The organism is Evansella cellulosilytica DSM 2522 (assembly GCF_000177235.2).
Taxonomy (GTDB): Bacteria; Bacillota; Bacilli; order Bacillales; family Salisediminibacteriaceae; genus Evansella; species Evansella cellulosilytica.
The window spans coordinates 45,669-60,892 of record NC_014829.1 but is presented as its reverse complement, the minus strand read 5'-3'; the positions used below and the strand labels follow the sequence as shown (position 1 = coordinate 60,892).

Here is a 15,224-nt window from a genome sequence, read left to right as displayed (position 1 = left end):
GGTAATCCAACCTTTTTCAGCCCCTCTCTTCATCATTTATTCTTCTTCATCTTGATAGTTAGGCATTCCTCTTCGAAGTGCGCCGTTAGTTTCTACTCCACCCAATCCCTGTTTGCCGGTTAGGGAGGCTTTAAGTACATCCCATACCCCAACTCTTTCCATAAAAGGTGTTAAACTAACCTTTGAAACGACGTATACAGGGTCTAATGCATGTATATTAATTCTATCCGGGGAGCTAGCAAAGTTTGCCCCCGCTTTTAGTAGCGATTGAAAATTTGATTGGCAAGCACCAGCAAAAATGACGAGATGGTCCATATAAGGTACAATCTTCCTCGCTTCTTTCACAGTGTCCACAAAATGGCGTGAATTACGATAAGCCTTCATTTCATGCTCATCGCCTTTTGATTTACTATATGCATCGTGACCAGTAATAACTAATATATCTGGTCTAATCATTTCAATGAGTGACTTTACTTGTAGAGGCATCTCCTTCTCTTCTAAGTGCACACCATAAACAGGGACGCCAAGACGATCATATACTTGTGTACACTTTTTTAAATATAGTGAATCACCATCTAAATGTAGTACTTTTCCTGGAAGTTCAAAATACGTGTTTCTCTTTGTATATCCCGATGTAATCTCATACTCATTGCGTTCTCGAGTGAGCTTTCTATCTTGACGGAATAGTTGATAGCAGTTCTCTTCTTTTTGTCTTAACTTTTTAGCCCTTTTTTTACGATCCTTTTCTGTAATCGCTACTAAATCACTTACTGGGGCGTCTGCAACAATCCTCATGTCCTCCCCGTGCAACTCTACGAGGTCACCGTCTATATTGACTACTCGAAATAAGATATCACAATTATATGAAGCCCTACCTACAATATGGCCAACTTTAATATCTGACATGACACACGCCTCCTCACGACATAACTTATGCAAGGAGAATGTTCGTTGCCACTATGTACGGAATTTTTTTAATAAATTATCACTTAATACACCAAACTCTTCCATTGAGAGCGCCTCTCCACGCCTTCTCGGATCTATATTGATACTTTGTAGTATTTCTTCAATTGTTTGCTTTGATAATGTACTAAAATGGTGAGCTAAATTATTTAAAATAGTTTTTCTACGCTGAGCAAAGCTAGCTCGTATGATTTCAAAAAAGAAAGCTTCATCCTTTACTGTAATCGGTGGCTTTTCTCGTATTGACAGTCTTAATATTGCCGAGTCCACATTCGGTTGAGGAACAAAAACAGTTTTAGGTACTGTAAAAACAGTTTCAGCATCTGCATAATATTGGGCTGCAATTGATAATGACCCGTAATTTTTGGAGTTAGGTTTAGCTGCTATTCGCTCTGCTACTTCCTTTTGGATCATGACAACGATTGTTCTAACTGGTAGTTTTTCTTCTAACAGTTTCATTAATATTGGTGTTGTCACATAGTAAGGTAAGTTTGCTACAACTGCTAATTCCTCGTTTTCTTCAAATTCATCTTTAATTACTTTTTGGACATCGGCTTTCAATACGTCTTGGTGTATGATCTTTGTATGTTCATAGGCTGATAATGTCTCTTTTAAGATAGGTAACAAACGCTGGTCAATTTCAAAGGCAACAACCCTTTTTGCTTCTTTTGCTAATTGCTCAGTGAGAGCACCAATTCCAGGGCCAATTTCTATAACGCCTGTACTTTGACTAACATTCGCCGCTGCAACGATACGTTTTAACACATTTGTATCAATTAAGAAATTTTGTCCGAGACTTTTTTTGAAGGAAAACCCATACTTATCTAAAATTGCTTTTGTTTTTTTAGGTGTCGCAATATCTTTATCTATCATCATCTTCTCCTCTTTCTATATGACGTAAAGCATCGGCAAACTCATTTTTAGATATTTGAAACTGTTGAAGTCTCTTTAATAGCTGTTTCCCATTTGTGTATCCGATATTTAACTTTGTTCCAAGCGCTTCACGCCTCTCACGTGACCCGCTCCCTCCTATTAATTTTGCATGTAATAGATCCTCTTTTGTTATTTCACTAACTACCTCATATGATGATGACGGCTTCGCTTTCTCAATAGCTGAAAGGATACTTTCTTTATTAGCATGCTCTACTCCAACCTTTTTCTTTTGATAATCAATTGCACTTTCTTTACTTATAAAAGCATGCTTACAGCCTGGAACTTTTTCATTTATTATATGCCTAATTTTTTCGCCTGGATAATCAGGATCTGTAAATATAATGACACCTCTACGATCATTAGCTAACTTTATCCTTTTTATGACGTGGTCCTCGACTGCAGAACCGTTTGTCTCTATCGTATCGCATTCTAAAAAACGCTTTATTACGTTTGTATCACTTTTTCCTTCTACTACTATTACTTCTTTTATTATCGGCTTCATGTATGTGGAACAACCTTTCTAAATGACAATTTCAAACATAATTTATTTTCCCCTCTATTTTTGAAACTTTTTATTTTTGTATACGTCTAATATAACGAATAATTTAAGAAAAGAAAAACACAGAGGATTCACCCTCTGTGCAAAAATTAATCAAGTATTCGAAGTTCTACCGTTTGCCTACCAAATGACAAGGCACGATTATTTGTTGTTGCTCCGTTAGGATCAGGCATAAAAATATCTACTATTCTACCGTTAATTGCTCCTCCAGTATCAGCTGCTAAAAATGTACCCATCCCTTTAATTTCTACACGTGATCCTAATGGAATCACATTCGGGTCAACAGCAATAACATTTTTATCTGGATTAGCTCTTAAGTTTAAGCCTGTCGCTGTGTTTCCTGAACATCCATTACAGTATGCAGAATAAGCTGTAGCAGTAAAGGTCTGCCAATCGCCTGATGCTGAATCGGATGATGCGCTTCTTGAGACTGTTTGTTGAGGTGCTTTTGTACCTACGGCGACGATTCTATCTTCGCTGTCACGTACTTTCTCCTCTTTCACTAACTCTCGAGAAACTTCTTCTCCATCTTCAAAAATGACCTCATAGTGTTTTTCAATGCGACCTTCTTGACCATTTTGTACGACTTCTTCAGAGCCTTGCTCTAATGATGAATCGTTTCTTCTTACTGTGGCAAAGTCTACAGTTTCTTCCACAACATCGGTGACTTTTTCTACACGAACTACATTAAGTTCTACTTCCTCGTCGAGTTTTTCTTCTAAAGATGGCTCTACTCGGTCTAATTCACCTAAGGTGAAATTTTCTCTCTCTAAAAAGTCAGCGACCGTTGTCGAAGTTGTCCAAAATTCTTTTTCCTCACCGTCACTATGTACTATTACTTTAAATGCTTCTTCATAAGTAATAGTCATATTACTCGTAATAGCTTCATGTAACGATGGGCTGATGACATCGTGTTCATTCACTTCAACATCTAATTCGTCCAATAATTGTTTAACGTTACTAGCAATTGTCCATACTTCCTCTTCGTTTCCATCAATTGTGACAATCACTTGTTGTGCTGGTATATATACAATTTCTGTTGCGTCATTGATTACTGTATCTAGGGATGGTTCGATGTAATCGTGAACGCCTACTTCTATCCCGCGCTCCTTTAAAACCTCTCCAACTGTTGATGCATGAGTGTAAATCGTTTCTTGCTCATCATCTACCTCAACGGTAACTGATATTTTCGTAGCCTCATAGATAGCGAATACGAGAATTCCCATCAACGTTAGGAGGCCAACACTGGATATGGCAAATTTTCTCCATGAAAGACGAGAGAAAAATTGCTTCATCCATTGAGTCATGGTTGAACCCCTCCTTCAGAATCCAAATTATATGACAGAGCCACCATCTTGTCAACATAATTGTTGTGAATCATCCTTGCCATTATCTAGTATTTCCAAAAATATTGGTAGGGAAACTTCTCGACACAACTATTTTATGTTTTGTACATGCTATGTAGAACAATACATTTCCGTGATTATTTTAGACATTGTTATTTAATATCCGCTATCAATCTATGTCACTTTATTCCGAAAAGTTTTTTTGCATTTTCAGTTGTCATTTTTGCAAAATCGACTACATTTATTTCTTTTAGCTCAGCTATTTTTTCTGCTATTAGCTTTACATAAGCTGGTTCATTTCTTTTTCCTCTGTATGGGTGTGGCGCTAGATATGGTGCATCAGTTTCAACTAAAATACGATCCATTGGTATTTCTTTAGCAACATCCTTTGGAAGCTGGGCGTTTTTAAAAGTAACAGGTCCCCCAAAAGATATATGGAAACGTAAGTCTAGACACTGTTTCGCTATATGTAAATCACCACCGAAGCAGTGCATGATACCTCCTACTTCTTGTGCATCTTCCTCCTTCAATATATTTACAATATCTTGATGGGCTTCTCTATCATGAATAATAAGTGGCAACTTTACTTCTTTTGCTAATTGAATCTGCTTGCGAAAAACTTCTTTTTGTACGGACTTAGGTGATTTATCCCAATGATAATCTAAGCCTGTTTCACCAATAGCTACAACTTTTTCATGTGACGAAAGCTCTTTTAACCACTGTAAATGACGCTCTTCAAAGTCGATGGCGTCGACAGGATGCCATCCAACAGCCGCATATATAAAGTCATACGTTTCAGCTAACTGTATTGCTTTCGGTATCGTTTTCTCATCAAAGCCAACAACGACCATGTTTGTAACTTCGTTAGCCAAAGCTCGCTCTATCACTTCGTTTACATCTTCTTCATATTGATCTGCATTTAAGTGTACGTGTGTATCAAATAACATGTTTACTATGCTCCTTTTTCTATTTGTTATAGTAAGAAAGTGTCTCAAATGGTAATCATACCTTCTGAGACACTTTTCATTTCATTAGTAAAACTACTCCTTTATTTTACCTTCGCACCATTTGGTAATGACTCTCCTATTGTCGCTAAAGTAAGCTGATCTCCTTCAGATGCTGCAAGGATCATTCCTTGCGAAAGCTCCCCGCGAAGCTTTACCGGTTTAAGGTTTGTTACACATATTACTTTTTTACCTACCAAATTTTCTGGTGTATAATATTTTGCAATTCCAGAGACTACTTGTCGCTGCTCATAACCTAAATCTAGCTGGATTTTTAGTAGCTTATCTGCTTTTTTCACCTTTTCAGCTTTCATGACTTCCGCTACTCTTAATTCAACTTTTGTAAAGTCATCTATCGTAATCTCCTCGACTTCTGGAGCAGCTTTGTCTTGCTGTTTTTTATTTTTTTCCTCTTCTTCTGATATCACTTCTCCACCCATTGAAACGATGATGTGCTTTATTTCTTCCTTTACATCAAGTCGAGGGAAAAGCGGTTCTCCCTTTGTTACAACCTTTGTTCCACTTTCAGTTTTTCCAAAGTCCTGTAATGTGCTCCATACTGTTTGATCTTCTGTAATCCCTAACTGCTCCCAAATTTTCTTTGGTGCTTCTGTTAAGAACGGCTGAATCAAGATGGAAATATATCGAAGCGATTCTGCAAGATGATACATGACAGAACCTAATTGTTCTTTTGCTGTTTCGTCTCTCGCTATAATCCAAGGCTGTGTTTCATCTATATACTTGTTTGTACGACTTACAAGCTGCCAAATCGCTGTTAATGCAACGGAAAATTCCATGTCCTCCATGGCATCCTCAACCTTCTTTACTGTTGCATTGACGTGGTCGACTAATGATTCATCGTATGATGTTGCATTCTTAATATACTTTGGCATTTCTCCATCAAAATACTTATTGATCATCGCCACTGTACGATTTAATAAATTCCCTAAATCATTGGCCAAATCATAGTTCACTCGATCGACGAAGCCTTCTGGAGTAAATGTTCCATCTGAACCAAAAGGCACTTCTCTTAGTAGGTAGTAGCGTAGAGCATCAAGTCCATACCTTTCAATGAGTGGTACTGGATCGACTACATTGCCTTTGGATTTAGACATCTTACCGTCCTTCATTAATAGCCATCCGTGACCGAAAACTTTCTTTGGTAATGGTAAATCTAAAGCCATTAACATAATAGGCCAATAAATCGTATGGAAACGTACAATTTCCTTACCAACTAAGTGTACATCTGCTGGCCAATATTTTTTATACAATGTTTCATCATCACTGCCGTACCCTAACGCTGTAATATAGTTTGATAATGCATCAATCCACACGTATACAACATGCTCTGGGTTACTTTTAACGTTAATACCCCAATCAAATGACGTTCTTGAAACTGCTAAATCCTCTAATCCAGGCTTAATGAAATTGTTGATCATTTCATTTTTTCTCGACTCTGGTTGGATAAAGTCTGGGTTTTCTTCATAATACTTTAGTAATCGATCTGCATATTTACTCATGCGAAAGAAATACGACTCTTCTTGTACCTTTTCTACTGGACGACTACAATCTGGACATTTTCCATCCTTAGCTTGGTAATCTGTAAAAAAGGATTCGCACGGTGTACAATAAAGACCTTCATACTGATCTAAATAAATATCTCCTTGCTGCAATAGCTGGTCAAATATTTTTTGAACGACCTTCTTATGACGCTCCTCCGTCGTGCGAATAAAATCATCATAGGAAATATCTAGCTTAGACCATAGACTCTTAATCGTTTTAACAATATCATCAACAAATTGCTGTGGTGAAACACCTTTATCCTCTGCTTTACGTTCAATTTTTTGGCCGTGCTCATCAGTACCTGTTAAGAACATCACATCGTAACCACGTAACCTTTTATATCTGGCCATCGCATCCCCAGCCACAGTTGTATAAGCATGGCCGATATGTAGTTTATCACTCGGGTAATAAATTGGTGTTGTTAAATAAAACGTTTTCCTTGCTTCGCTCATATTCACATCCTCCTAACTTTTCCCTTTTACTAGTATTCCTGTTATTCAACACTTAAAAACAATAAAACATAAGATTTCCTGTAAATAACTTGTTAAAAATAAAAAAACTCTCATCCAACTTGGGACGAAAGTTACACTCACGTGGTACCACCCAGATTCACTGTCTACTTTATCCTTTGACAGCCTCTGAAGCTACACAATATAGTCGTAGCTAACTAAATAACGCTTAGATACGTTTCCCCCTTACAACCTAATTGCTCGAAGGAAAATTCCTCAAGGACCATATTCAAAAGTGCTTTTCATACCAGTTTTCAGCTACCCTGGCTCTCTGTCATGAAATACGACCTTTTACTCATCCTGTCATTGGACATATGATATGTAAATTTCATGGTTTATAAAATGCCATCTTACTCTACAAAATATACATAATCAACGTGTTCCATGTCAAGGTGTAACACGAGTTTTACTGCTTTAAAACTTCTTTTATGGAAAAATATGAAAAAAAAGGTTTTGCCTATGTAGTTTAGGGTATATAGTCAATACTCATTTTCCAAATTTACAGAAAGGAGTAAGTACTTTTTATAAAAGATTTTGTAATTCACATAAAAAAATAACATCTTTTTTATAATCTTTTGCGTATTCGACAAATATCTATTTAAATTTACAAATATAGAGTATTTTTCAATTGACTTCTTTTGGAAAACTTGGTATTCTAAGTTTAATAGAATTTTGTCGAAAAATGACATGATATGACAAATAACATCAAGATATATTAATTGAGAGGAGAATTTATTGTATGAAATCTACTGGAATTGTGCGTAAAGTTGACGAATTAGGGAGAGTTGTTATTCCAATTGAACTACGTCGTACACTTGATATTGCTGAAAAAGATGCTCTAGAAATATATGTAGACGATGAAAAAATCGTTTTGAAGAAATATAAGCCAAATATGACTTGTCAAGTAACTGGAGAAGTTTCTGACGACAACCTATCTATTGCAGATGGAAAAATTATTTTAAGCCCACAAGGTGCAAAAGAAATCATTCGTGAGCTTGAAAATTATTTAACTAAGCAAGACTAGAACTTTATTTATACTTAATAAGAAAAGACTAAAAACGAGCTTGACGAAGCTCGTTTTTAGTCTTTTCTTAGAAGCGATCAAGAAATGATGCTAGTCTTTAAAGTAGTATTGAGTGCTCTTCTCGCTAATACGCGTAGCATCATTTCCACCGCAAAATTTAAACATTCATATCCTTTATAAAGAGGGAGACTCAAAAGGTTGATTATCACCTAAAGAGTCTCCCTTTTTATTTAATTTTTCAGCCAATTATAGTTTCATTGGCTGAAAAATTTTAGGTCATCTACGCTAATACTAATCAATGCATCGTTAGTTTATATGATATTTCTGATAAACATCTCGTTTTTTTAACCCGCGGTCCTCTGCTGTTCGTTTTATTGCATCTTTAGATATCATCTCTTCATCATCAATATACGCTTGCACATGTTCTTTAATCGAGAGGGATTCCCACCAAGGAGCTTCCTGTAATTGCTCTATCTCTTCTTCTGTTGCGCCTGATAGTATAATTACACATTCTCCCTTTATACCTTCTTGCTCAATATGTGATAAAACCTCTTCGATTCTTCCTCGTACAAATGTTTCATACTGTTTCGTGATCTCACGGCATAATGCTATTTGTCTATTCCCTAATACTTCTCGTACCGCTTCTAAAGTTTCCTTTAATCTGTGCGGAGCCTCATATAAGATGAGGGTGCTCAATGATGCTTGCCATCTTTTTAGTGTTGTCTCTCTTTCTTTTTTCTTTCTATTTAAAAATCCTAAAAAAGTAAACTCATCTGTAGATAAGCCAGACGCAATTAATGCTGTTAATGCCGCATTTGCCCCAGGTAAAGCAATGACTGATAGCCCTTCAGCTGTAAACCTAGCAACAAGATCAGACCCCGGATCAGAAATAGCTGGCATACCAGCATCACTCACTAAAGCAATTTTCTCTCCTGACTTTACTCGCTCTACTAAATAGTTTTCTCGTTCTTTTTTATTATGTTCATGATAACTAATTAACGGGGTATCAATAGAAAACACATGGCATAACTTTTTTGTATGCCTTGTGTCTTCAGCTGCGATAACATTTACACCTTTTAATACATCCACTGCTCTATATGTCATATCTTGAAGATTTCCTATCGGTGTAGGAACAAGATATAAACAACCTGCCTCATCGTTACTCCGAAAGCTTTGCTGTATAAACATGATTGGTCTTCCCTTCTAAGCGCCATTTATTTTTCATGATAATATTTATTAAATTCCTCTGTAAATTCTTTCCCATCACCGTATACGATAAACGGAGGTAATGTCTTTATCCCTGGTTTTCCAGCTCGTGAACCTTCAATTAATACCATATTTGCTTCTCTATCCTTTTTTGGATGAACATACTGTATTCGTTTCGGTTCGAGTTGATATTTTGTCATTAACGTTATTATTTCCACTACACGTTCTGGACGATGCACCATCGCTAACCTTCCAGTTTGTTTTACTAACCTCGAAGAAATACGTATGACATCCTCTAAGTTACAGGCAATCTCATGACGAGCATAAGAGACTTTTTCATTATTATTTATTCGATCTAGCGCAATTACAGGGAAATAAGGGGGATTACATGTCACAAGATCATATGTGCCCCACTCCACCTCATCTTGTAAATGAAGAATATTTTTGTTTATTACGTTTATTTGTTCTTCTAAACCATTATAACTAACGCTTCTTTCAGCTAATGAACAAAGAATATCTTGAATTTCTACTGCGTCTATTTTCGCTTCTGTTCTGACGCTTAACATTAATGGGATTGCACCATTCCCTGAACAAAGGTCTATTACTTTTCCCTGCTCTTTAGGTACTTTTGCAAATTTTCCTAATAGTACAGCATCCATTGAAAATGAAAAAATGTCTTTCCTCTGATAAATATAACGTTGTTTACCTGGCATATAGTCTAATCTTTCCATCGGTTGCTCCTGCAATTTACATCACTCCATTAACAGTGTTCTCTCATGCTGTCTTAAAATATAGCGACTATGAAGAAAAAGCCTTTCCTATTAACTTAAGGAAAGACTTAAAGCCGCTTACACTTTATTTAAAAATGTTAAACAGAAAAGACAATCGCCCTCTTTACGAATACTTCCATAGTGCATATTACAAATATGAAAGCCTTCCTGATATAAGCGTGCAAGATTATCATAGCCTTCACGAAAATCAGTATGAGTACGACCTGCACTTTCTTGATCGCCTTTTGGAGACGGACTGGTGTTGTTTTTTGAATCGTTTTCTTTTTCTTTCATATCTTGATCTATACGATCACGCAAATGATCATTCTCTATTTGAAGGTGATGATTTTCTTCTAGTAATAGGGCAAGTTGTTCTTTTAAATCCTTTAATTCACTATGAAGTCCGCCAATGCTTTCCTCTAATTGACTGACACGAGCAAATATCTCATGTTTTTTCACGATTCCCACACCTCATTATTTCGTGGTTTCCGTGGCGATAGCTCCCTCTTCCATTAGCTCAGCCATTGTAAATTCAATGACACGACTTGACTCAAATAATTCGATTTGAACAAGTCTTTCTAGCATATTAAGTCCTACAACTTTTCCTTTTCCATAAGATGTCTTAATTTCTTCATTGAGGTCTGGAAGATCTTTCTTTGCTGTTTCATACATATCATTCTCATACTTTAAACAACACATGAGACGACCACATAAACCTGAAATTTTCGTTGGATTTAACGATAAATTTTGATCTTTGGCCATTTTTATTGAAACAGGTTCAAAGTCTCCTAGGAAAGTAGAGCAACAAAGCATACGTCCACAAGGTCCTATACCACCAAGCATTTTTGCTTCATCCCGAACGCCAATTTGTCGTAACTCAATTCTCGTTCGGAAAATTGATGCTAAATCTTTTACTAACTCCCGAAAATCAATACGCCCATCTGCTGTGAAATAGAAAAGAACTTTATTACGATCAAAAGTATACTCAACATCTACTAATTTCATGTCTAGATCGTGTTCATTAATCTTTTCAATACACACAGTAAATGCCTTTTGAGCTTCACTATGATTTTCTTCTACGATTAGTTTGTCTTTATCCGTTGCAAGGCGTAAAACGTTTTTTAAAGGTAATACAACATCATTTTCATGTACTTCCTTTATACCAATGACGACTTTACCAAACTCAATACCCCTTGCTGTTTCAACGATAACATAATCGTCTTCTTGTATATCTATATCCCCCGGTGAAAAATAATATATTTTACCGGCTTTCTTAAATCGAACACCTACTACTCGATGCACGTTATCCCTCCTGTAACCGAAGGAGCATTTGCTCCATTAATAGCTGGGGAGCGGCATTAGCACCCAATCGACGTTTTGCATCCATAACCGCCTGGAGGTTGGATCCCAGCTTTCTTTGTGATAATTTTAAAGCTTGTTCTTCAAGCTTATTCTCTTGATCTATATTAACGATTTGCTCTTTTTGATCTACTTGGATACGTAATACGTCTCGATACCAAATCATCAATAAATCCAATCCTAGCAGCATGTCCTCTTTTTCTTTAAAAAAGGACATCCATTGATCTTGTAATGTTATGAATACAAACTTTGGACGCAAATGTATCTCATCAACTAATTGTATCACTTTGCTTCTAGCCTGTGCAATCCAATTATCATGGCAAAACTGGATTGCTTCTTCCAAATCAAAGGTAATTTGAGAAACTGCCAATGCATCAGGTTTATTTATTCCTTTATCTATTAGCTTTTCTACTAATATTTGCTGTGACAAAGGCGCAAAGGACAATACTTGTGATCTCGAAACTATTGTTTTAATAATTTGTTGGTATTGCGTTGTCATTAAAACTGCTAATGCTTCTCCATCGGGTTCCTCTAAAAACTTTAAAATACTGTTAGCTGCACCAATCGTCATTTTCTCAGCATCTTCTACAAGATAAACCTTCTTCGTAGATTCCATACCTCTAAAGCTAAATTCTTTCTTTAAGTGACGAATTTGGTCAACTTTTATCGTTTGTCCTTCTGACTTTATTGTATGAACATCTGGATGATTACCAGAATCTATTCTTTTACAGTCGCTACAGTTATCACACGGCTCAAACCCTTGCTTTTGTTGACAAAAAAATGATTTAGTTAACGCATTAGCTACTTCTTTTTTTCCAGTACCACGTGGTCCTTCAAACAAGTAGGCATGACTTAATCGATTCTTCTTAATACTATTCGTTAACATTTTTACAACAATACTTTGGGTCGCTTTTAATTCTTCCCAAATCATCATATATCTCCGTCCTTAAAAGACACTATATAATTAAAATTTTTCAAAACGATCAACTGGTAAAATAAATACAGTAGCTCCACCTATTTGTACTTCAACAGGATATGGGACATAAGAGTCTGCGTTTCCACCCATAGGGGAAATCGGAGCCACTAACTGCTCCCGCGTTTTACAGTTCTCTTTTATAATCGATAAAACTTGCTCTACATTTTCATCGTCTGTTCCGATTAAAAAAGTAGTATTTCCTGCTTTTAAAAAGCCACCAGTACTCGCTAGCTTTGTTGCTCGAAAATCCTTTTCTATTAAAGCGTCTGACAACCTATTACTATCTTTATCTTGAACAACCGCCATGATTAGTTTCATCGTTATTCCCCCTATATCGAAGTTACTTTATTATATAGTGTATTATAACAAGAAACAAACGTTGCATATTACTTTTTTTCTTTAGCTTGTACAATGTCGAAAACTTTTGTCCAAGCAGCTTCTATAACTTCAGTTAAAGAAAGTGAAGCATCAACCATTTCAATACGATCTGGTTCTCTTCCTTGTAATTCGTGATACGCTTTCCTGACTATATAATGGAAGTCTAAAGCTTCTCGATCGAGTCGATTAAACTCTCTATTTCCGTGTTTTGCAATACGTTCTAAACCTATTTTAGGATCGATGTCAAAGAACAACGTTTTACTCGGCATAAATCCTCCAGTAGCAAAAAGGTTAATATTTAATACTTCTTCAATCCCTATTTTTCTAGCTACCCCTTGATAAACGAGGCTACTGTCTATAAATCGATCACAGAGAACAATATAACCTTTATCAAGATACGGAAAAACCTTTTCAACTAAATGCTGCCTTCTAGCAGCTGCGTATAATAATGCTTCTGTTCTTGCATCCATTTCTGTATGGTCTGGATTTAAAATAACATCACGAATTTTCTCGGCTATTATGCTGCCTCCTGGCTCTCTCGTCATCACTACTTTTTCATCAGAAGCTTCTAGTCTATCTTTTATTTCCTTTAGTACTGTCGTTTTTCCTGCACCTTCTCCACCTTCAAAAGTTATGAAAACTCCACTCACATGCCATTCTCCTTCTCTTTACGTACAATTAGTATTCCTAATCCCTTCCAATCATTTCCTGTTTGGAAGTAGCTATTATTATCTTTTAACTGCATTAATTTTAAAACATGATTTTTTGTTATTACCTCACCCTTCATTATAAATGGAACTCCTGGAGGATAAGGTGTTATTGTTTCAGCTGAAATTTTGCCAACTGCAGCCTCCAACTCCACACGCTCTTTTTGATACTTATCAACTTCATGTATAGAAAGTGCTGGACTAGAACTTTGATCATACTCATTCATTACTATTGGCGAAATTGGATCTGATTTACCTACTTCTTTAAGACCTTTTACTATCTTTTTTGCCCAATCACCTATAGGTAACGCTCCACTTGCTAATGGAAGCACTAATAATAAATGGTTAGGAGAAACCAACTCTGGATAAATATCTAGCTTCTCCAATTCACCTTGCCAACTCGAAGCAACCTTATTTTTTGAAATAAAAGCTACTTTTAACGGATCTTGCCTATAATGACCTATTAAACTCGGAGATAACATCCATGTTGGACCTTCTCCCAGTTTTTCTCTTAATGTTGAGATTTGCTTTAACAAAGCATTCGTTCCTTCATGAATAATATTAGCTAAATAAGCTCTTGCTACATCTAATGATGCCATTAGTGGATAAGAAGGACTACTCGATTGAAAAATTTTTAAATAGTATTTAAATTTATTAACGTCTACCAGCTTACTGTTTACGTGTACAAAAGAGCTCATTGTCATTGCTGGTAGCATCTTATGCGCAGAATGAACGATAATATCCGCTCCGGCAGCTATCGATGATGTAGGCCAATTTGAATCACCAATAATGAAGTGTGCACCATGTGCTTCATCAACACCGACAATCATATTTTTTTTATGTGCATGTTCTACGTGCTTTTTAAGACATTGGGCGTAGCCTTCATAAGTTGGACTCGTTAATACTAACATTTTTGCATCGCTATATTTTGTAACAGCCTCTTCGACCACCTTTTCGGAAATGCCGAGGGCTAGTCCAGTTTCATTATCAACCTCTGGCTCTAAATACACCGGTCTTGCTTTCGCTAGCTCTATTGCATGAAAAACTGATTGGTGACTATTCCTTTGGACAAGGATCGTATCTCCCTCACTAACGGAAGACATAATCATTGCTATATTGCCAACAGTCGTACCACCTACTAAGAAAAAACTATTTTTCACGCCGTAAAGAGCACTAGTTAACTGTTGTGCTTCTTTAATTACACCTGTAGGGTGATGCAAATCATCCAAATTTGTAATTTCCGTTAAGTCAATTTCTAAAATCGATTTATACGTACTTACCGCTTTTTCGTAAAAAAATAGCCCATTTTTATGACCAGGTACATGAAAGGATGTGGGCTTCTTTTTAGCATGTCTTATTACTTTATCAAATAGTGGGGTTCTATTTTGATTCATTTCTTTGCCTCTTTCTACAAATTGTACCTATTATTATACAGAAGTTTTTATTTAGTTTCATCGTTAGTTAATGTTCAAGTAGCTCATGTTTTTATTTTTGTGAAAAAACGGAGCAGTATCATCGCGCTAAGGTAAGGGTTGTCCATCTTAGAGGGGGGGGAGGTAAAATCTTCGACCGCTTAAAGGGAGGGCACTGAAAAAATTTGGTCTTTCACTTTTTCAGTGCGCTAAATAATGTGCGTAGCCGTCGTAATCGTTAAAAAGCTTGATAGGGTTAAGTTTCTCCTATCAGGCGAGCGACTGTAATACAATTAAAAGCCACTGAAAAAGTTGCTCTATACTTTTTCAATGGCCTCCTTAAAGGAGGAGGGACTTCTCATATCATTCTTTTCCGTGTAGATATTTTTTAAGAATTTCGAGATATATCGTAGAGACCTAATAATGTATTGCTCATAATAAAGCTGAACATCCTTCAATATCCTAACATTCTAAAGATAAACAAAAGGTTGACCCAAAAGTTTGTTTTTATCTTT

The 15,224-nt window shown here is 36.3% G+C and carries 15 protein-coding genes and 1 other annotated feature; of the genes, 1 reads left to right on the top strand and 14 read right to left on the bottom strand.

The features are described from left to right. Positions 1-36: 36 nt before the first annotated feature. From yabG to metG, 6 genes are all read right to left on the bottom strand, one after another. Positions 37-906, bottom strand: coding sequence for a sporulation peptidase YabG (yabG, locus tag BCELL_RS00245; RefSeq protein WP_013486678.1), 870 nt, complete (start codon positions 904-906; stop codon positions 37-39). Between the two features lie 51 nt (positions 907-957). Beyond that, a complete protein-coding gene (rsmA, locus tag BCELL_RS00240; RefSeq protein ID WP_041808476.1) occupies positions 958-1,833 on the bottom strand; it encodes a 16S rRNA (adenine(1518)-N(6)/adenine(1519)-N(6))-dimethyltransferase RsmA in 876 nt (291 codons plus the stop codon). Next, on the bottom strand, positions 1,826-2,398 hold the full coding sequence (rnmV, locus tag BCELL_RS00235; RefSeq protein ID WP_013486676.1) for a ribonuclease M5: 573 nt from the start codon (positions 2,396-2,398) through the stop codon (positions 1,826-1,828). Before rnmV ends, rsmA begins: the two co-directional genes overlap by 8 nt. Positions 2,399-2,544: 146 nt before the next feature. After that, positions 2,545-3,762, bottom strand: a complete 1,218-nt coding sequence (locus tag BCELL_RS00230; RefSeq protein WP_013486675.1) for a resuscitation-promoting factor — start codon at positions 3,760-3,762, stop codon at positions 2,545-2,547. A gap of 218 nt (positions 3,763-3,980) precedes the next feature. Beyond that, positions 3,981-4,748: a TatD family hydrolase gene (locus tag BCELL_RS00225; protein ID WP_013486674.1), complete on the bottom strand. Its 768-nt coding sequence runs from the start codon at positions 4,746-4,748 to the stop codon at positions 3,981-3,983. A gap of 101 nt (positions 4,749-4,849) precedes the next feature. Beyond that, positions 4,850-6,820 carry a methionine--tRNA ligase gene (metG, locus tag BCELL_RS00220; protein WP_013486673.1) on the bottom strand — a complete coding sequence of 657 codons (1,971 nt, stop codon included), beginning with the start codon at positions 6,818-6,820 and terminating at the stop codon, positions 4,850-4,852. Between the two features lie 117 nt (positions 6,821-6,937). Then, positions 6,938-7,193, bottom strand: a binding site (T-box leader). Positions 7,194-7,616: 423 nt separating this feature from the next. Here metG and BCELL_RS00215 point away from each other — a divergent pair. Further along, positions 7,617-7,901 carry a transition state genes transcriptional regulator AbrB gene (locus BCELL_RS00215; RefSeq protein ID WP_013486672.1) on the top strand — a complete coding sequence of 95 codons (285 nt, stop codon included), beginning with the start codon at positions 7,617-7,619 and terminating at the stop codon, positions 7,899-7,901. A 306-nt stretch (positions 7,902-8,207) separates the two neighbouring features. Here BCELL_RS00215 and rsmI read toward each other — a convergent pair whose 3' ends face one another. The 8 genes from rsmI to BCELL_RS00175 form a co-directional block, all read right to left on the bottom strand. After that, positions 8,208-9,089 carry a 16S rRNA (cytidine(1402)-2'-O)-methyltransferase gene (gene rsmI / locus BCELL_RS00210; protein WP_013486671.1) on the bottom strand — a complete coding sequence of 294 codons (882 nt, stop codon included), beginning with the start codon at positions 9,087-9,089 and terminating at the stop codon, positions 8,208-8,210. A 26-nt stretch (positions 9,090-9,115) separates the two neighbouring features. Continuing rightward, complete coding sequence (locus BCELL_RS00205; RefSeq protein ID WP_013486670.1) at positions 9,116-9,838, bottom strand: tRNA1(Val) (adenine(37)-N6)-methyltransferase; 723 nt, start codon at positions 9,836-9,838, stop codon at positions 9,116-9,118. 117 nt (positions 9,839-9,955) lie between these two features. Beyond that, positions 9,956-10,336 carry a DNA replication initiation control protein YabA gene (gene yabA / locus BCELL_RS00200; protein ID WP_013486669.1) on the bottom strand — a complete coding sequence of 127 codons (381 nt, stop codon included), beginning with the start codon at positions 10,334-10,336 and terminating at the stop codon, positions 9,956-9,958. Positions 10,337-10,351: 15 nt separating this feature from the next. Beyond that, entirely contained in the window at positions 10,352-11,179 is an 828-nt protein-coding gene (locus tag BCELL_RS00195; protein ID WP_013486668.1) for a PSP1 domain-containing protein, read from the bottom strand. A 1-nt stretch (position 11,180) separates the two neighbouring features. Continuing rightward, entirely contained in the window at positions 11,181-12,170 is a 990-nt protein-coding gene (gene holB, locus BCELL_RS00190) for a DNA polymerase III subunit delta' (protein ID WP_342633089.1), read from the bottom strand. 30 nt (positions 12,171-12,200) lie between these two features. Further along, entirely contained in the window at positions 12,201-12,530 is a 330-nt protein-coding gene (locus BCELL_RS00185; protein WP_013486666.1) for a cyclic-di-AMP receptor, read from the bottom strand. Positions 12,531-12,598: 68 nt separating this feature from the next. Beyond that, complete coding sequence (tmk, locus tag BCELL_RS00180; protein ID WP_013486665.1) at positions 12,599-13,240, bottom strand: dTMP kinase; 642 nt, start codon at positions 13,238-13,240, stop codon at positions 12,599-12,601. Next, complete coding sequence (locus tag BCELL_RS00175; protein WP_013486664.1) at positions 13,237-14,691, bottom strand: aminotransferase class I/II-fold pyridoxal phosphate-dependent enzyme; 1,455 nt, start codon at positions 14,689-14,691, stop codon at positions 13,237-13,239. The genes tmk and BCELL_RS00175 overlap by 4 nt, the downstream gene beginning before the upstream one ends. Between the last annotated feature and the right edge of the window lie 533 nt (positions 14,692-15,224).